20 protein-coding genes and 2 pseudogenes are annotated in these 19,432 nt (G+C 25.5%); 16 read left to right on the top strand and 6 right to left on the bottom strand.

Annotated features, from left to right (window positions below; all coding sequences use genetic code 4):
• Positions 1 to 117: 117 nt before the first annotated feature.
• The 14 genes and pseudogenes from I5Q57_RS02580 to I5Q57_RS02510 all read left to right on the top strand — a co-directional run bounded on the left by I5Q57_RS02580 (position 118) and on the right by I5Q57_RS02510 (position 13,486).
• Entirely contained in the window at positions 118 to 1,074 is a 957-nt protein-coding gene (locus I5Q57_RS02580; RefSeq protein WP_215826671.1) for a transposase, read from the top strand.
• Between the two features lie 341 nt (positions 1,075 to 1,415).
• Positions 1,416 to 1,769: a hypothetical protein gene (locus I5Q57_RS02575; protein WP_215826670.1), complete on the top strand. Its 354-nt coding sequence runs from the start codon at positions 1,416 to 1,418 to the stop codon at positions 1,767 to 1,769.
• Positions 1,770 to 1,791: 22 nt separating this feature from the next.
• Positions 1,792 to 2,394 (top strand): deoxynucleoside kinase, encoded by a 603-nt coding sequence (locus tag I5Q57_RS02570; RefSeq protein ID WP_215826669.1) that lies wholly within the window; start codon positions 1,792 to 1,794, stop codon positions 2,392 to 2,394.
• A gap of 267 nt (positions 2,395 to 2,661) precedes the next feature.
• On the top strand, positions 2,662 to 5,403 hold the full coding sequence (gene ileS / locus I5Q57_RS02565; protein ID WP_215826668.1) for an isoleucine--tRNA ligase: 2,742 nt from the start codon (positions 2,662 to 2,664) through the stop codon (positions 5,401 to 5,403).
• Entirely contained in the window at positions 5,403 to 5,948 is a 546-nt protein-coding gene (gene lspA, locus I5Q57_RS02560; protein ID WP_215826667.1) for a signal peptidase II, read from the top strand. The genes ileS and lspA overlap by 1 nt, the downstream gene beginning before the upstream one ends.
• A 1-nt stretch (position 5,949) precedes the next feature.
• Positions 5,950 to 6,876 carry an RluA family pseudouridine synthase gene (locus tag I5Q57_RS02555; protein WP_215826666.1) on the top strand — a complete coding sequence of 309 codons (927 nt, stop codon included), beginning with the start codon at positions 5,950 to 5,952 and terminating at the stop codon, positions 6,874 to 6,876.
• 49 nt (positions 6,877 to 6,925) lie between these two features.
• Positions 6,926 to 8,296: a DUF1751 domain-containing protein gene (locus I5Q57_RS02550; RefSeq protein WP_215826665.1), complete on the top strand. Its 1,371-nt coding sequence runs from the start codon at positions 6,926 to 6,928 to the stop codon at positions 8,294 to 8,296.
• Positions 8,297 to 8,626: 330 nt separating this feature from the next.
• A complete protein-coding gene (locus tag I5Q57_RS02545) occupies positions 8,627 to 8,806 on the top strand; it encodes a hypothetical protein (protein ID WP_215826664.1) in 180 nt (59 codons plus the stop codon).
• A gap of 2 nt (positions 8,807 to 8,808) precedes the next feature.
• Entirely contained in the window at positions 8,809 to 9,039 is a 231-nt protein-coding gene (locus I5Q57_RS02540; RefSeq protein WP_215826663.1) for a hypothetical protein, read from the top strand.
• The gene (locus I5Q57_RS02535; protein WP_215827038.1) at positions 9,040 to 9,585 is read left to right on the top strand and encodes a transposase; all 546 of its coding nucleotides are present in this window, start codon (positions 9,040 to 9,042) and stop codon (positions 9,583 to 9,585) included. It begins immediately after the preceding gene.
• Positions 9,586 to 9,837: 252 nt separating this feature from the next.
• Positions 9,838 to 10,191, top strand: coding sequence for a hypothetical protein (locus I5Q57_RS02530; RefSeq protein WP_215826662.1), 354 nt, complete (start codon positions 9,838 to 9,840; stop codon positions 10,189 to 10,191).
• A gap of 266 nt (positions 10,192 to 10,457) precedes the next feature.
• A pseudogene (locus tag I5Q57_RS02525) lies at positions 10,458 to 11,562 on the top strand (IS3 family transposase).
• Positions 11,563 to 11,663: 101 nt separating this feature from the next.
• Positions 11,664 to 12,772, top strand: a pseudogene (locus I5Q57_RS02520) (IS3 family transposase).
• A 510-nt stretch (positions 12,773 to 13,282) separates the two neighbouring features.
• Entirely contained in the window at positions 13,283 to 13,486 is a 204-nt protein-coding gene (locus I5Q57_RS02510; RefSeq protein ID WP_215826660.1) for a hypothetical protein, read from the top strand.
• 140 nt (positions 13,487 to 13,626) lie between these two features.
• On the opposite strand, the gene I5Q57_RS02505 is transcribed toward I5Q57_RS02510, so the two are convergent.
• Positions 13,627 to 13,944 carry a hypothetical protein gene (locus tag I5Q57_RS02505; protein WP_215826659.1) on the bottom strand — a complete coding sequence of 106 codons (318 nt, stop codon included), beginning with the start codon at positions 13,942 to 13,944 and terminating at the stop codon, positions 13,627 to 13,629.
• A 91-nt stretch (positions 13,945 to 14,035) separates the two neighbouring features.
• The gene (locus I5Q57_RS02500; protein WP_215826658.1) at positions 14,036 to 14,464 is read right to left on the bottom strand and encodes an IS1/IS1595 family N-terminal zinc-binding domain-containing protein; all 429 of its coding nucleotides are present in this window, start codon (positions 14,462 to 14,464) and stop codon (positions 14,036 to 14,038) included.
• A gap of 120 nt (positions 14,465 to 14,584) precedes the next feature.
• Between I5Q57_RS02500 and holA the strand changes: the two genes are divergently transcribed.
• Positions 14,585 to 15,532 (top strand): DNA polymerase III subunit delta, encoded by a 948-nt coding sequence (gene holA, locus I5Q57_RS02495; RefSeq protein ID WP_215826657.1) that lies wholly within the window; start codon positions 14,585 to 14,587, stop codon positions 15,530 to 15,532.
• A 16-nt stretch (positions 15,533 to 15,548) separates the two neighbouring features.
• The gene (locus tag I5Q57_RS02490; RefSeq protein WP_215826656.1) at positions 15,549 to 16,871 is read left to right on the top strand and encodes a hypothetical protein; all 1,323 of its coding nucleotides are present in this window, start codon (positions 15,549 to 15,551) and stop codon (positions 16,869 to 16,871) included.
• 69 nt (positions 16,872 to 16,940) lie between these two features.
• On the opposite strand, the gene rpsT is transcribed toward I5Q57_RS02490, so the two are convergent.
• From rpsT to I5Q57_RS02475, 4 genes are all read right to left on the bottom strand, one after another.
• Positions 16,941 to 17,210, bottom strand: coding sequence for a 30S ribosomal protein S20 (rpsT, locus tag I5Q57_RS02485; RefSeq protein ID WP_215826655.1), 270 nt, complete (start codon positions 17,208 to 17,210; stop codon positions 16,941 to 16,943).
• Positions 17,211 to 17,554: 344 nt separating this feature from the next.
• Complete coding sequence (locus I5Q57_RS02480; RefSeq protein WP_215826654.1) at positions 17,555 to 18,403, bottom strand: IS1/IS1595 family N-terminal zinc-binding domain-containing protein; 849 nt, start codon at positions 18,401 to 18,403, stop codon at positions 17,555 to 17,557.
• On the bottom strand, positions 18,404 to 18,538 hold the full coding sequence (locus I5Q57_RS09600; protein ID WP_256444908.1) for a hypothetical protein: 135 nt from the start codon (positions 18,536 to 18,538) through the stop codon (positions 18,404 to 18,406). It lies immediately after the preceding gene.
• Positions 18,522 to 18,806 carry a hypothetical protein gene (locus I5Q57_RS02475; RefSeq protein WP_215826653.1) on the bottom strand — a complete coding sequence of 95 codons (285 nt, stop codon included), beginning with the start codon at positions 18,804 to 18,806 and terminating at the stop codon, positions 18,522 to 18,524. Before I5Q57_RS02475 ends, I5Q57_RS09600 begins: the two co-directional genes overlap by 17 nt.
• Positions 18,807 to 19,432: the final 626 nt, after the last annotated feature.

The following is a 19,432-nucleotide window of genomic DNA, read 5'->3' as shown; positions in this document are numbered from 1 at the left end:
TTAGTTAAAATTTAATAAAATTAAAAAAATTTTTTAATTTTGTAGAAAACTCTTGATATTTATTGAATATACTTAATTTTAGGTATATTTTTAATATGATAGAGGTGGATAATAATTATGGAAAAAATAATTCAAGAACTAGTAAATACTTTAACAGATGATCAATTTTTAGAATTTTATGAAAAAGTCAAACAACAAGCAGAATTAATAAAAAAACAAAAACGTTTAAATGAAATTGATCAAAAATTTAGAGCACAAGGTATTAAATGCCCTAAATGTGAATCTCACCATTGCGTTAAAAATGGACATAATTCAGAAGGAAAAAAATATTTATGTAAAAATTGCCATGAAAGTTTGGACGCTTCCCGTAATCATTTTATTTATTGAAGTCATTTAAATTATGAACAATGAAATTTATTGATTCAAATTTCATCGCTGGGGCAATCTAGTAAAACAATTTCTCGTTTTATTAAAACTACATTAAAAACTGCTTGATATAATCGTCAAAAATTAATGAGATTAAAACAATTAGAAAATACCCAATTAAAATTTAAAAAATTATCTGGTAAAATCCAAATCGATGAAACATTTATTAAAGAAATTCATAAAGGAAATTTCAAACATAAAACTGATCCACGAAGAATTAACCTTGACCCATTCGCAACTAATACTAAATGCTGTATTCAAATGGCAGTTGATAATAATAACAATATTTATGTTAAATCCACAAACACCAAACGTTTACAAAAACAATGAGTTATTGAAAATATGAACAAAGAATTAATTAATCAAAATTCAATTATTACTTCTGATATGCAAAAATTATATTTTTTAGTAGCAAAACAAACAAATTCTACTTTATGTGTAACTAAAACAACAATTAATCCTGAAGCTAGTTATCGTAACTTAAATAAAATCAGTAAATTACAATCTAGTCTTAAAGAAGCCTTAATTCATTATCATGGTTTAGGTTTTACTAATATTCAAAATTATTTAAATCTCTGAAAATGAAAATACCAACATAAGGGTTTAACTCCAAACCAACAAACAGTGGTATTATATTTTAATGTATAAAAAATTAAAGTAAAAATATTAATTTTACATAAAAGCCTTTTAAAATTATCAAGTTGATGATTTTTTTTATTTTATCAAGAGCTTTCTACAAAATTAAAAAAAATTTTTCATTGTGTAAAAATTCAATAATATGATAAAATGGTAACGAATAAAAATGACAATAACAAGAAAGGCAGGGTTAGTTTAGTAATTAAATAATATAATTAGCTGATTTTTTATTTCTTCAAAGCAATACCTAAGAAAACTAAACGCGACCTTTTTAAAATATTGCTAAAAAATGATAAAAAATGTAAAATAAATAATAATATTTAGATAAATATATTTATTTGGGAGGATAAAAAATGGCAAAAATTTTAAAGTTGTTAAGCAACATAACAATTATTGCTATCGCCGGTAGCACAGTAGAACTTGCAGAAATAGATATTATCTTTAATTATTGTTCATTAATCAGAAGAAGTATGAGTAAAGTTTTATTAAAAATAAGTAGTAATTTAGTTAAAATTTTTTCTACTAAAAAACAAGCAGAAAAATCTAACAAATTAATTTTAAATAAAATAATTGTCATAATGAATTTGGTGTTCTTAACATCAAAAAGCAGTTGTCAACAAATATTACTTTACCAATCAGAATCAATAACAACAACCGAAGAAACGACGGGTGTCAGTGATAAATTTAAAAATGAAAGTCAAGATTAACACAAATAAGGAGTTTAAATAAATGCGAATTATATTATCAGGAGTTGTGGGAGCTGGTAAGTCAACTATTAGTGAAAAATTATCAAAAAGATATGCCGATTATTTATTAATGAATGAGCCAGTAAATGAAAATCCATATTTGGATGAATATTATCGTGATCCGCAACAAACAGCTTTTAAAATGCAAGTATATATGTTAATGGCGCGAAGTCAACAATTAAAATTAACTAAGGGTAAAGCAAATGTAATTTTTGATCGCAGCGTGATGGAAGATGTTATTTTTGTTGAAGTGTTAAAAGACTTACAACTTATTAATGATATTGATTATCAAGTTTATTGTGACTTTTATCACAATGTGGTTTTAGAAAGTATTTATTTAGATAATTTAATTACTCCGGACTTAATTGTTTTTTTGCGCGTGTCTTCATCAACGGCGATTCAGCGCATAAAAGTTCGTGGCCGAACTAGTGAATTATTAGTTGATGAAAATTATTGAGTTTTATTAAATGAGAAGTATGAACAATGATATGAAAAATATAAAACTAAGTTTAATTTTTTAGTTATTGAAAGTGATGATAAGTCAATTGATGAAATAACTAATATTATTATTAGTAAATTAAAATAAAAATAAATCACTAAGTAGAAGGTAAATATTTATTACCTTCTACTTTTTGTTATTTTAGGTTAGTGTTATAATTTATTGTGAAATGATTATCTAATGATTGCTTAGTTGTGCACGATAAATTCATTTAGGGAGTATTCTAATGTCGCTAATAAATGTGATATTATTTGTTTTAGTTGTTAGACATTTTTATGTCCAATAACCTAGATTTTGGATATTTATTGAAGTTAGTAAGAAAATTTCTTACTAAAAAATAAAGGAGAATTATAGATGCGTGATTGAAAAAGTACTTTGTTAATGCCACAAACTATGTTTGAAATGCGAGCTAATTTAAAAGATAAAGAATTGCATTATCAGCAAAAGTGGCAAAAAGAACAATTATGGTCACAAATTTTATTGAAAAATGAATTTGGTAAAAAGTTTATTTTACATGACGGACCACCTTATGCTAATGGTAGTATTCATGTTGGTCATGCTTTGAATAAAATTTTAAAAGATATTATTGTGCGAAATCGTAGTTTTAATGGTTATTATGTACCATTATTATTTGGTTGAGATACACATGGATTGCCAATTGAAACCGCAATTACTAAGTTAAATATTGAGTGAAAAAAATCAGATCCAGTTTTATTTCGTAATAAGTGTTATGAATATGCTCAAGAGCAAATAGCAATTCAAAAGCAACAATTTGCTCGTTTAGGATTATTAAATATTCCTAATGATGAATATATTACTTGTGTTCCCGCATATGAAGGTTATCAAATTGATTTTTTAATAATGATGATTGAACAAAAGCTTATTTATCGGGGATTAAAACCTGTATATTGGTCACCAAGTAGTCAGACAGCGTTAGCTGAAGCAGAAGTAGAATATATGGAAAAGACATCACCAAGTATTTTTGTTGCTTGTGATTTGAAAGCGGGTAATGGTGTTTTAGATAATGATGTGCGATTAGTAGTATGAACGACAACACCGTGAACATTAACTAGTAATCAATTTATTGCTGTTGGCAGAGATATTGAATATGTTGTTATTAACTCCAACCAAGGTAAATTGGTCGTTGCTAAGGAATTATTAGCAAAAGTTAGTGAACAATGCCAGTTATTAGATGTTAAAGTTGTTAACCAATTAATTGGTGCTAATTTAGTTGGTATTACTTATTTTCATCCGTTATATAGCAATATTATTAATAAAGTAGTTTTAGGACATCATATTACTTTAACTGAGGGGACAGCATTAGTTCATACTGCTTGTGGTTTTGGCGTTGATGATTTTATTATTGGTCAACAAAATAATACGGCCCCAATTGTTAGTGTTGATGATGCTGGTTATTTTACTGATATAATTAATGATGAACAATTATATGGTAAATTTTATGAAGATACTAATAAAATTATTACTACCAGATTAAAAGCTGACAATAAATTATTAGCTTTAGCTTTTATTAAGCATTCTTGTCCTCATGATTGAAGAACTAAAAAGCCAATTATTTATCGCGCAACTGAACAATGGTTTGTTGCTATTAGCGCGATTAAATCACAATTATTGGAACAAATTAATCAAGTTAAATATTTACCAGTTTGAGGGCAAGAAAGAATGCGTCAAATGATTATGCATCGTGATGATTGATGTATTTCGCGTCAAAGATTATGGGGAGTACCGATTACTATTTTATATGGTGAAGATAATGAACCGATTTATGATGTGGCATTAATTAAACATTTTCGTGATTTAATTGCGCAATATGGAACAACAATTTGATGAAGTTGATCATTAGATAAGTTATTGCCAAAAAATTATGTGCATCATCAAGCCCCTAATGGTAAGTTTCGTAAAGAAACTGATATTATGGATGTTTGATTTGATAGTGGAATTTCGCATTGAAACTTGTGGCAACAAAAGCATTGAAAATATCCTGTGGATCTTTATTTAGAAGGCAGTGATCAGTTTCGAGGATGATTTAATTCTTCATTAACTACGGGTGTTATTAGTCCATTAAAACGAGCTCCTTATGAACAAGTAATTATTCATGGCTTTATTAATGATGAAAAAGGTAAAAAAATGTCAAAATCATTAGGTAATGTTGTTGACCCTTTGGAAGTATGTACTACTTATGGTAGTGATATTTTACGATTATGGGTTTCATCAGTTGATTACACTGATGAAATGAAAATTGGTAATGATATTTTAAAACAAATTAGTGAAACCTATCGTAAGATTCGTAATACAATGCGTTTTATGTTAGGAAATTTATTTGATTTTAAATTAGAACATATTGTTAAAGAGTATGAAATAGTTGATCAGTATTTATTAGTTAAAACTCAAGAATATCATCAAGCAACCCAAGTAGCATATAATAATTATGATTTTAATGAAGTATATGTATTAACAAATAATTTTATTGTTAATAGCCTTTCAGCATTTTATCTTGATTTTACTAAAGATATTTTGTATATTGAAGAAGCAAATAGTATGCGTCGAAAAAAAGTACAAACAACAATTTATTATATTTTACAAGCGCTATTGTTTAATTTGGCACCAATTTTAGTTCACACTTGTGAAGAAGTTTATGAGCATTTATCGTTAACAAATAAATTATCTTCAATTCATTTAATGGATATGGTCGTCTTGCCAACATTTGAAAATATTAAGGAAATTAAAAATATTGGATATAAACTTTTACAATTACGCGAAGATGTTAATAAGGCATTAGAACTAGCAAGAAATGAAAAGGTTATTGGTAAGTCTTTACAAGCTCAAGTTATTATGGAGTTAAATGATAATTATCAAGAGTTAGCAACAATAAATAGTTTAGGACAAATGTTTATTATTAGTGAGTTAATTGTTACTAACAATTTAAGTGAGGGTGTTCAGTATCCAACGGCTAAAATTGCGGTAAAATTAAAACTTGGTGATAAGTGTCTTCGTTGTTGAATGATTGTGAGTGTTACGATGGATGAACTTTGTTCTCGTTGTCAAAAGGTTATTAGTAAATTAGAGGAAAATAAATAATGAATCGTCATTTAAAACAGTGAAAAAATTCATTTAAGGAATATTTCAGTAATTATACTTGAAATTTAAAGAAAAAATTATTATTTTTAATAGGTATTTTTATTCTGATTTTAATTGATTTTTTAATTAAAAATGTTGTTATTAATAATTTAAATGAAAATGAAATGGTTAATTTTTTACCAGGATTTATTCAAATAGAGTTAGTATATAACACAGGAGCGGCATTTGGAATTGGTGCTGAAAATCCTCAATTAATGGTTGTTGTGCAAAGTATTATTATTTTGTTAATTTTAGTAGGATTTTTATTTGCCCAAACAACAATGATGAATACTGGTTTAGCATTAATTGTTGCTGGCGCATTAAGCAATTTTGGTGATCGGTTTTCAAATCAAATTGTTGAATGAGGCGTTGTTGATTATTTTTCTTGACAATTATTTCCGCCATATTCAATTTTTAATATTGCCGATATGTTTGTGCTTGGCGGAACAGCGGTAATTATTTTTGCAATTATTTTAACACCAATAACTAGTTATTGAGAACAATAAGATGAAAAATAAATTAGTTATTATTGTCGAAGATGCACCAAGTATTAAAAGAATTGATAAGTATTTGCAATTAAAATTTTCTGCGGTTAGAGGACTTTCTCGTAGCCAAATTCAAAAATTAATTACTAATGAAAAAGTTATTGTTAATAATCAAATTATTACTAATAACTATAATGTTAAGCAAAATGATGTGATTACAATTAATTTTCAAGAAGAGAAATCTTGACAAGGCGAAAATCTTGATGAAAAAGATTTAGATATTGTTTATGAAGATGAGTACTTATTGGTAATAAATAAACCAAAAAATCTTGTTGTTCATCCCGGAGTTGGTAATTGAGATAATACACTAGTTAATATTTTATTAGCTAAAGATATTAAATTATCTGATAATGATATCGCAAGACCAGGTATTGTCCATCGTTTAGATAAAAATACAACAGGGTTACTTATTATTGCTAAATGTAATTCTGTTCATCAAAAGTTAACTAGTCAGTTACAAAATAAATCTTTAACTAGAAAGTATTTTGCTCTTGTTCGTGGTATTATTAATAAAGAGAATGGCTTTATTGATGGTCCCATTGGTCGTGATCCTAAAAATCGTAAACGAATGGCGATTGTTTTTAAAAATAGTAAACCAGCTCAAACTAAATTTAATGTTATTAAAAGATTTTTAGAAAGTAATATTACTTTTCTTGAATGCGAGTTATTAACAGGAAGAACACATCAAATTCGTGTTCACCTAAGTTCTATTAAACATCCTATTTTAGGAGATCATTTATATGGAATTAAACAAGATTTAGATGAACCTTATGAACAATATTTACATGCTCATGAGATTGCATTTATTCATCCTATTAGTGGTAAGAAAATGCAGTTGAATCGTGAATTACCAGAATCTTTTAAAACAAGGTTAGATAGTTTACAATAAGGTTTTTAATCACTTAGTGATAAGATTTATCTAATAAGGGAGTATGACAATGGAAAGAAATACATTTGATATTTTAAAAATGCAATTAGTTGAGTATTTTAAACAAATTGAAAAATATCAAATTCATCAGCGGAAATGACGCTGAAAGCGAAATAAAGAACATAATTTATATTTAATTAATTTATTTAATAAGAGTTATCAAGTTATTAAGATTTTGGATTATTTGAATCATCCAGAGATGTGATCGGCAAAAGATTTAAAACAAAATCAATTAGATATTGATAGTTTTCGTAAAGAAATTGCTACTAGTAGTCATAGTAAATTACAAGTATTAACAATTGTATTAACTAAGGTTATTCATGAACCATTGCTTTTTAGTAATAACGATGGGATTGTTTTTGTTAATCCAGAAACTTTAGTTGCGCAATTGAAACCAATTTATTCACAAATTGATCAAATTAAAACCATTACTTTTCAAGAAAAACCTAGTAATGATGACGAAGTTTTTGACCCGAAGTCAATTACTAGTGATGATTTAAAAGAAGGTTCGTTATTACAAAAAAGAATGAAGGATTTTCATAATTTAACAACTAAGCAAAATATATTTTTAGCTTATGTGTTTACATTTATTCCCATGCTAGTGCCAATTTTAGTGCCATTTTTTGTGCCACAAATTCGTGAGATTTTGCAAGGAAAAAATGATAATAGTTTAATTGATGGAGGATTCGAGTCACAATTAATGTTAGGCGGTTCTTATAAACATTTAATTTTTCAAGCTGGTCAGTTTTGGCGATGAATAGTTTATCCATTAGCGGGTGATAATATGTTTAATTTATTTTTATCGTGTTTAGTTATTTTTTATTGTGCTCGTTTAGTTGAGTCATTTTATAAACCATGAAAGTTAGGGTTAATTATTCTTTGTACAACAGTAATTGTTGGCTTTACTCATTCAGTTGTTGCTAGTGCGATGTATCATTTTAAGTCGCAAAAGATACCAAATATTTTAACAGGACCTTTATATTGAGCATGAATGGTAATTCCACCACTTTATATTTTTAGTTTTACTAAAAATGATTTTTCAGCTTTTGTTGTTCGCAGAAGACTAATTTTACCAACAGTTTTTATGTTTGTAACATTTATTTCAAGTGGTGACCGTTTAGCAATGCCATTAGTTTCGACTTTTTTCGTTAGTTTTTTTATTAGTTATTTTTTAGGTTATGCTAAACAAGCATGAGAATGAAAGCGCGGTGTTGCTGTTGTTGCTGTTTTACTATTAGTGTTAGTGGTATTAATTTTATATTTAACTAATAATCGTTTTTTTACTGATGAAGATGGTTGAACTCATACAATTCTTGAAGATTATGTTAAGCTAGGTTTAATTTCACAGGAAAAATTAGATATTGTTGGTATATTTAGATAGATGATGTCAAAACGCTTATGTTATTTAACAGGGTGTATAACACAAAGAGGTAGGGAAATAAGAAAAAGACGATAATTATCGTCTTTTTTGTTCTTTTGTAAAAAAATATGCAACTTCGTATACATATTGGAGATTGGTTTATATTATGTGTGTAAGATAACCATTTTAGACCAGTAAGAATACTCCTCTTAACAATAATTTTTTAAAGAAGGTAGGTATTTTAATTAATAAAATTAAACTAACTTTTTAATTTTTTAGAAAAATCTTGATATTTATTGAATATACTTAATTTTAGGTATATTTTTAATATGATAGAGGTGGATAATAATTATGGAAAAAATAATTCAAGAACTAGTAAATACTTTAACAGATGATCAATTTTTAGAATTTTATGAAAAAGTCAAACAACAAGCAGAATTAATAAAAAAACAAAAACGTTTAAATGAAATTGATCAAAAATTTAGAGCACAAGGTATTAAATGCCCTAAATGTGAATCTTACCATCGTTAAAAATGGACATAATTCAGAATGAAAACAAAAATATTTATGTAAAAATTGCCGTGCAAGTTTTGACGCTTTCCGTAATCATTTTTATTTATTGAAGTCATTTAAATTATGAACAATGAAATTTATTGATTCAAATTTCATTGCCGGGGCAATCTAGTAAAACAATTTCTCGTTTTATTAAAAATACATTAAAAACTGCTTGATATAATCGTCAAAAATTAATGAAATCAAAATAATTAGAAAATACCCAATTAAAATTTAAAAAATTATCTGGTAAAATCCAAATCGATGAAACATTTATTAAAGAAATTCATAAAGGAAATTTCAAACATAAAACTGATCCGCGAAGAATTCGCCTTGACCCATTCGCAACTAATACTAAATGTTGTATTCAAATGGCAGTTGATAATAATAACAATATTTATGTTAAATCCACAAACACCAAACGTTTACAAAAACAATGAGTTATTGAAAATATGAACAAAGAATTAATTAATCAAAATTCAATTATTACTTCTGATATGCAAAAATTATATTTTTTAGTAGCAAAACAAACAAATTCTACTCTATCTGTAACTAAAACAACAATTAATCCTGAAGCTAGTTATCGTAACTTAAATAAAATCAGTAAATTACAATCTAGTCTTAAAGAAGCCTTAATTCATTATCATGGTTTAGGTTTTACTAATATTCAAAATTATTTAAATCTCTGAAAATGAAAATACCAACATAAGGTTTTAACTCCAAACCAACAAACAGTGTTATTATATTTTAATGTATAAAAAATTAAAGTAAAAATAGTAATTTTACATAAAAGCCTTTTAAAATTATCAAGTTGATGATTTTTTTTATTTTATCAAGAGTTTTCGACAAAATTAAAAAAACTAACTTTATTAACTTGTTCAAACAAAAAACTAAATTCTATCTAAAAATTGTGTTGTAAATATGAGAACACTTCTTAGGTGCACCAAAAAATGCTTTTTGGTAATTTCGAGCATTTCTCGCACCTAGTTAGCTAACTAAAAAATTTATTTTTGAATAAAAAATATATTGTTGCCGAAACAACAAATGTGATTTTACTATCAATTCCCAATAGTGGTGGTGGTTCTTGAGTTCCTCGCAAACTAGTATACCCATCAATTAAATATGCAAATCAGATGGTGGTCGGTATTTTTACAGAAAATGATTATGAAGTTATTAAGTATGATACCAACGGTGCACAGAAAATTACAACCATTAAGGGGCAAGAAATTATTAATTTGTATGAAGAAGTTAAAATTAAAAATCGACAAAAATTTTTAGAAAATATTAAAAAATCTGAACTTGATAAAGATATTAATTTTAATTATATTATTCCCGAATGAATAAAAGAAACTGATTTAAATTAGTTATTAAATCTTGAACAAGTACGAAATGGCTAAAAAATATTGTTATGTTATATATTCTTGCGAAACCAATTAGTTAGTCGGCGTTTATTATAGTGTTGCTGAAATTGTAGAACACTATTATGGACTTTAGCGTAATAATCCTAATTTTAAAATAAAAGTCCACTCATTAGAATGAATAGGTTATATGGATGGGTTACAATAAGTTGGACCATATTTATGTGGACTTTCAAATAAAATAAAATTATTAAGAAAGTAGGAAGATAGAAATGGGAGAAAACTCATATTCAAATGAATTTAAAAAACAAATTGTCATGCTTTATCAAAACGGAAAAAGCATTGTTGAAATTATTAAAGAATACGGAATTTCAAAATCAGCCGTATATCAGTGAATTGAAAATTTTAATAATTTTGGGTCATTTAAAGTGCAAGATAATCGCACTGTCGAAGAAAATGAATTAATTTACTTGCGAAAAGAAAACCAACAATTACGAATGGAAAATGACATTTTAAAGCAAGCAGCACTGATAATTGGCAAAAAATAGGAATGATTAACAATAATAAAGAAAAACACCCCGCGCTAAAAATGTGTCAAATATTAAAAATAGCAAAATAAACATATTATTATCAAACTAATAATTGTGTTAAGTATGATGTTAATAATTATGAAGAAGAAGTTATCAGTGCATTTAATAAAAGTCGTAAAATTTATGGTGCTCGTAAAATTAAAGCTGTTTTAATGAGAAAAGATATTGTCTTATCACGTCGAAAAATCAGATTCCTTATGATCAAAAATAATTTGGTTTCTAAATACACCAAATTAAAATATCGTAATCATAAAACAATGGTTAATAATGACCAAATTAGTAATGTTTTAAATCGTCAATTTAATAACAAAAAACCTAATGAAGTTGTTGTTAGTGATTTAACATATGTGCAAGTTGGAGGAAAATGACATTATATTTGTTTATTAATTGACTTGTTTAATCGAGAAATAATTGGCTATAGTGTCAGACCAAAAAAACCGCTGAACTAGTTCAACAAGCTTTTCATAAAATAACACGACCATTAAATAAAATAACTTTATTTCATACTGATCGTGGTAATGAGTTCAAAAATAAAATCATTGATGAAATTTTAAGCACTTTTAATATTAAAAGATCATTGAGCGCGAAGGGTTGTCCTTATGACAATGCTGTGGCTGAAACAACTTACAAAACTTTTAAAACGGAATTTATCAAGGGTAAAAAATTTGAAAATTTAACACAATTAAAATGCGAATTATTTGATTTTGTTAATTGATACAATATTCGTAGAATACATGGCAGTTTAAATTATTTAACGCCTGTTGAATTTAAGAAAATGACAGTCTAAATAAAAAGTGTCCAAAAAAGGGTCGCCATACCAATAAGTTGGACCATATTTATGTGGACTTTCAAATAAAATAAAATTATTAAGAAAGTAGGAAGATAAAAATGGGGAAAAACTCATATTCAAATGAATTTAAAAAACAAATTGTCATGCTTTATCAAAACGGAAAAAGCATTGTTGAAATTATTAAAGAATACGGAATTTCAAAATCAGCCGTATATCAGTGAATTGAAAATTTTAATAATTTTGGGTCATTTAAAGTGCAAGATAATCGCACTGTCGAAGAAAATGAATTAATTTACTTGCGAAAAGAAAACCAACAATTACGAATGGAAAATGACATTTTAAAGCAAGCAGCACTGATAATTGGCAAAAAATAGGAATTATTAACAATAATAAAGAAAAATATTCCAGGCTAAAAATGTGTCAAATATTAAAAATAGCAAAATCAACATATTATTATCAAACCAATAATTGTGTTAAATATGATGTTAATAATTATGAAGAAGAAGTTATCAGTGCATTTAATAAAAGTCGTAAAATTTATGGTGCTCGTAAAATTAAAGCTGTTTTAATGAGAAAAGATATTATCTTATCACATCGAAAAATCAGATTCCTTATGATCAAAAATAATTTGGTTTCTAAATACACCAAATTAAAATATCGTAATCATAAAACAATGGTTAATAATGACCAAATTAGTAATGTTTTAAATCGTCAATTTAATAACAAAAAACCTAATGAAGTTGTTGTTAGTGATTTAACATATTTGCAAGTTGGAGGAAAATGACATTATATTTGTTTATTAATTGACTTGTTTAATCGAGAAATAATTGGCTATAGTGCCGGACCAAACAAAAACGCTGAATTAGTTCAACAAGCTTTTCATAAAATAACACGACCATTAAATAAAATAACTTTATTTCATACTGATCGTGGTAATGATTTCAAAAATAAAATCATTGATGAAATTTTAATAACCTTTAATACTAAAATATCATTGAGTGCGAAGGGTTGCCCGTATGACAATGCTGTGGCCGAAACAACTTACAAAACTTTTAAAACGGAATTTATCAAGGGTAAAAAATTTGAAAATTTAACATAATTAAAATGCGAATTATTTGATTTTGTTAATTGATACAATAATCTTAGAACACATGGCAGTTTAAATTATTTAACGCCTGTTGAATTTAGAAAATGACAGTCTACATAAAAAGTGTCCAAAAAAGGGTTGCCATACCAAATATGTTGATTTTGCTATTTTTAATATTTGACACATTTTTAGCCTGGAATATTTTTCTTTATTATTGTTAATAATTCCTATTTTTTGCCAATTATCAGTGCTGCTTGCTTTAAAATGTCATTTCCCATTCGTAATTGTTGGTTTTCTTTTCGAAAGTAAATTAATTAATTTTCTTCGACAGTGAGATTATCTTGCACTTTGAATGACCCAAAATTATTAGAATTTTCAATTCACTGATATACGGCTGATTTTGAAATTTCTATTCTTTAATAATTTCAACAATGCTTTTTCCGTTTTGATAAAGCATGACAATTTGTTTTTTAAATTCATTTGAATATGAGTTTTTCCCCATTTTTATTTTCCTGCTTTCTTAATAATTTTATTTTATTTGAAAGTCCACATAAATATGGTCCAGCTTATTGTAACCTATCCATATTTATTTTGTTTTATTATGGGTGAAATAATTATGTTGGAAAAATAATGGCATTTTTGGGATATGTTTGTGTATGGGGATATTGAATGCTGGCCCCATATTTAAATTCATCATTATCATTACAAATGTTAAATGTTGGTAATGCTTTGAGTATTTTAATAAAATTACCTCATAATCAAGGAAATATTCTTTTTGATGCGGTAATTGATAGTTTGAATAAAAATTTTAATTTTGTAGAAAACTCTTGATAAAATAAAAAAAATCATCAACTTGATAATTTTAAAAGGCTTTTATGTAAAATTACTATTTTTACTTTAATTTTTTATACATTAAAATATAATACCGCTGTTTGTTGGTTTGGAGTTAAACCCTTATGTTGGTATTTTCATTTTTAGAGATTTAAATAATTTTGAATATTAGTAAAACCTAAACCATGATAATGAATTAAGGCTTCTTTAAGACTAGATTGTAATTTACTGATTTTATTTAAGTTACGATAACTAGCTTCAGGATTAATTGTTGTTTTAGTTACACATAAAGTAGAATTTGTTTGTTTTGCTACTAAAAAATATAATTTTTTCATATCAGAAGTAATAATTGAATTTTGGTTAATTAATTCTTTGTTCATATTTTCAATAACTCATTGTTTTTGTAAACGTTTGGTGTTTGTGGATTTAACATAAATATTGTTATTATTATCAACTGCCATTTGAATATAGCATTTAGTATTAGTTGCGAATGGGTCAAGGTTAATTCTTCGTGGATCAGTTTTATGTTTGAAATTTCCTTTATGAATTTCTTTAATAAATGTTTCATCGATTATATCAAGCAGTTTTTAATGTAGTTTTAATAAAACGAGAAATTGTTTTACTAGATTGCCCCAGCAATGAAATTTGAATCAATAAATTTCATTGTTCATAATTTAAATGACTTCAATAAATAAAATGATTACGAAAAGCGTCAAAACTTGCATGGCAATTTTTACATAAATATTTTTGTTTTCCTTCTGAATTATGTCCATTTTTAAAGCAATGGTAAGATTCACATTTAGGGCATTTAATACCTTGTGCTCTAAATTTTTGATCAATTTCATTTAAACGTTTTTGTTTTTTTTTATTAATTCTGCTTGTTGTTTGACTTTTTCATAAAATTCTAAAAATTGATCATCTGTTAAAGTATTTACTAGTTCTTGAATTATTTTTTCCATAATTATTATCCACCTCTATCATATTAAAAATATACCTAAAATTAAGTATATTCAATAAATATTAAGAGTTTTCTACAAAATTAAAAACATTTTATATCAACATTAATAAAATAATATTATATAATTCTAAAAGGTGAATAAAATGTTTCTAATTTATGGTAGTGATAAATTTCTTATTAATAAACAAATTCAAAAAGTAATTAATGTTATTAATAAAAATCAACAAATGAATATTTTAAAGTATAGTATGATAAATACTAATATTGATGAGATACTACAAGTTATTTCAATGCCACCATTATTTAACAGTAAACAAATTGTTATTATTGAAGATTGTTGGTTTTTAACTTCTTCTCGTGAGCATCAATTAAGTAGTTTACAATTTAAAAATTTACTTAAATATTGTGAAAATCCCGCACCATTTACTGAGATATTTTTTGTTGTTAACAGTTCTAATATTGATCAACGAAAAAAAATTATTAAAGTTATTGAAAAAACAGGTAAAGTTTTAGTTGTTAAAGAATTAAATGATAGTCAGTTAAAAATGTTTGTTCAAAATTATTTTGTTAAGCATAATACTGAAATTACTAATGAGGGTTTAAATTTATTATTAGAAAGATTACCTAATAGTTTGCAAATTATTGCTAATGAATTAAATAAACTTGTTAATTATAGTAATTCATTAATATTGGAAGATGTTGATGTTTTGGTTAGTCGTTATTTAGATGGTAATATTTTTGATTTAGCTAATGCTTTTATTGTTCGTGATATTTCACAAATATGGCAACGATACTATGATTTTAAAAATAGTAATCAAGATGTTTTGGCAATTATTGGTTTGCTGGCTAATCAACTTAGGACGATTCGTGATATTAAAATTTATCAACAAAGGAATTATGATTTTAATACTATTTGTCAAAAAATGACTATTAATCCTCTTCGGTTAAAAATTCTTGGAAAGTATCTTTTAAAAATTGATGATCAACAAATTCATTATTTATTAGGTAGTTTAAGTAATTTAGATTATAATATAAAAAGAAGTCATGTTAATAAAAATATTGGCTTTGAGATGTTTTTATTGCAATTGTAAGAGGGTGAGTTTATTAATGAATAATAGCAAAAATACTTATAAAAATATTGTTAATTTATTAGTTAATATTTTACAAAGTTCTAAATTGAAACTTAAAGTGATTAAGGATGATGAATTTTATACTTATTTTTTACGATTAGTTAATAGTCTTTTATTTTTAGAACAAGAGCATCACGCTAATTATGAAGGACAACGCTATGCGAGAAGTTTTGTGCAAGTATTAGCTGATTTAAGAGATGAAGAAATAAAAATTTTTAAAGATGATAACTTAACCTTAGAAACTATTGAGAATGATTGTAATTTTTTACAAACTTATATTCTTAATATTTTTCAAATATCAAAACAAGAATTGGTTACACCAACAGTTATTTCTCTTGATATTGTTAAAGAATTATCAAATATTGATTCAAATTTACAAAAGCAATTATTAAAAAATGATAATGTTTTAGTAACTAGTCAGAATAATAATTCTGAACAAATTTCTAATAATAATTCTCAAATTTTAAAAGATAGTGGCGAAAAAGAAACTGAGGCTGATTCACAAAAAAAAGTTAATGAACAATTAATTAATTTGCAAGGTTTAAAATTGTCAACTCATCCGGCAAATAATCAAGGTTTTTATCCATATACTGGTAAACCTAAAGCAATGCCGTTTTTTAAAAGAGTTTTAAGTTATGTTTTTATGTTTTTGTTGGTTATTGTTATTGGTATTAATATTTATGGTTTTATTGCTGAAATTAAGTTAACTGATGTTATTTTAAAAGATAATTTAGCTGAGCCAAAAAGTTTTAATTTTCGGCCAACGTCTATTGCTTGAAATTTGTCAATGTGAAGTATAATTTTAGAAATTTTAACTTATGCAATGTTAACTTATTCTTTCTTTAAAAAACCACAATTTTTAAGAGATAAATATCGGATGCAACCAATGATGTTAATATTTGCCATCATGGCTATTCTTTTTAATTCTATTTATGGTGTGTTTGGATTTTTATCTTATAATTCGTTTGTTCAGTTTTTTAAAAATGCTTTTGATCAAGTTCATAATGTTGATAGTGTCTTAGAGGAAATTTGAAGTAGTTCTAGTTTTCAAGTTTATCGGGTTTTAAAAATTTTGGGTGCTGGTATTGCTATTATTCCGATATTACTAATTTTTATTGTATTTTCTATTAATCCTCGTTTGGATCGTGATAAGTTAATGCAAGCGGATTTGGAATATCAAAAAGCATTGCAGGCAACATTAAAAGGTGAATCGTATGTTATTGATGCATCATTATTTGACCAAGATTTAATTTTAGAAGCTGAAAAGCAGGATGAAAATAATAAAAAGCATGATTTATAGTTTTTATTGCTAGTCAGAAAACAAGTAAGGCAACAAAAAAAAGAGTGCTAACTAACACTCTTTTTTTTGTTAATTAGTTTCTTTAATATTATTAGCTTTAATAGTTAGTTTAGATTTTATTCGGGCAACTTTATTTTTGTGAAAAATATTTTTACTTTCTGCACGGTCAAGCATTGAAATGGCGTGATTTAATGTTTCTTGCATATTAGTTTCATTACTGGTAATTGCGATTTTAGCTTTTTTAATTGCTGTTCTTGTTGCTGATTTGATATGAACATTTCTTTGTCTTGCTTTTTCATTTGTTATTGCGCGTTTAATTTGTGATTTGATATTTGCCATCATCGTCTCCTTAGTTTATTTTTTTATTATAAAACCAAAAGTAATTATAGCAAATAATTTTTTTTAGTAAACTATTTACTTAAAAAAGGTCGCGTTTAGTTTTCTTGGGTATTGCTTTGAAGAAGTAAAACAATCAGCTAATTATATTATTTAATTACTAAACTAACCCTGCCTTTCTTGTTATTGTCATTTTTATTCGTTAACATTTTATCATATTATTGAATTTTTACACAATGAAAAATTATTTTTAATTTTGTCGAAAACTCTTGATAAAATAAAAAAAATCATCAACTTGATAATTTTAAAAGGCTTTTATGTAAAATTACTATTTTTACTTTAATTTTTTATACATTAAAATATAATACCGCTGTTTGTTGGTTTGGAGTTAAAACCTTATGTTGGTATTTTCATTTTCAGAGATTTAAATAATTTTGAATATTAGTAAAACCTAAAACATGATAATGAATTAAGACTTCTTTAAGACTAGATTGTAATTTAATGATTTTATTTAAGTTACGATAACTAGCTTCAGGATTAATTGTTGTTTTAGTTACACATAAAGTAGAATTTTTTTGTTTTGCTACTAAAAAATATAATTTTTGCATATCAGAAGTAATAATTGAATTTTGGTTAATTAATTCTTTGTTCATATTTTCAATAACTCATTGTTTTTGTAAACGTTTGGTGTTTGTGGATTTAACATAAATATTGTTATTATTATCAACTGCCATTTGAATACAGCATTTAGTATTAGTTGCGAATGGGTCAAGGTGAATTCTTCGTGGATCAGTTTTATGTTTGAAATTTCCTTTATGAATTTCTTTAATAAATGTTTCATCGATTTGGATTTTACCAGATAATTTTTTAAATTTTAATTGGGTATTTTCTAATTGTTTTGATTTCATTAATTTTTGACGATTATATCAAGCAGTTTTTAATGTAGTTTTAATAAAACGAGAAATTGTTTTACTAGATTGCCCCAGCAATGAAATTTGAATCAATAAATTTCATTGTTCATAATTTAAATGACTTCAATAAATAAAATGATTACGAAAAGAGTCAAAACTTGCACGGCAATTTTTACATAAATATTTTTGTTTTCCTTCTGAATTATGTCCATTTTTAACGCAATGGCAAGATTCACATTTAGGGCATTTAAATACCTTGTGTTCTAAATTTTTGATCAATTTCATTTAAACGTTTTTGTTTTTTTTATTAATTCTGCTTGTTGTTTGACTTTTTCATAAAATTTTAAAAATTGATCATCTGTTAAAGTATTTACTAGTTATTGAATTATTTTTTCCATAATTATTATCCACCTCTATCATATAAAAATATACCTAAAATTAAGTATATTCAATAAATATCAAGAGTTTTCGACAAAATTAAAAAAATTATTTGATATTTACTATCTTTTATTATTCCGATGCAAATAGAATTTTCATATTTTCCTTTATAAACAAATCGCTTTGGAAACCAAATACCGATTTGTTCATTAAATCACGGAATTTTTGGTGCTTTAATAAACATTGCGTTTTGTGTTTCTTTTAAGAGATATTTTTTAGTATTTAAGAAAATGTTTTCAATGTTTTTCATAATAAATTACCTTTCTTATAAATAAACTAAGTTATATTAACTAAGTTGTTAGTTAACTTAGTTTTTTAAACACTTATATATCGCAGATTTAAGTTTTTAACAAGCTTTGCTAGTAAATTTTTTTTATTATTAGATATAAAGATTTTAATAATTTTTAAACTTAGCATGCCCCTATATAGAAATTTCTACACTTTAATGCCCGCATCCTACCCGTGGAACTAATTTAATAGCGTGTATATTTTTAGGAAATCCACCCATTCATTTTTTTATTGCAAAACAAAACAAATTGCTATAGCTAATAGGGTGTTATCTATTAACTGGTAAACTTCTTTTGGCTATGACGACCACCCACAATTTATCGTGCTTTAATACATACCAACATTATTAATTCACTTGTATTTAATTTTCAAAGAACAAAATTTTAACACCTTATAAAATAAAAAGACAATCATTGCCGACTGTCTTAATACTTATTCAAATATTTACCTACCTAACAAAACTTTATGCGTCCTATTAAATCCTGTGGTTGAAAAATTTAAAGAAATATATAACATTAAGGATTGTGAAACTTTTGATAAAAATCCAGACGATGAATTTACTGCCCTGTAATTGTTAAAAATAAAATT

Origin of the sequence: Spiroplasma endosymbiont of 'Nebria riversi', from assembly GCF_018831625.1 — a bacterium.
Lineage (GTDB): Bacteria > Bacillota_I > Bacilli_A > Mycoplasmatales > Nriv7 > Nriv7.
Note: the sequence above shows the minus strand (reverse complement) of the source record. Positions and strands in the feature narration are given on the sequence as shown.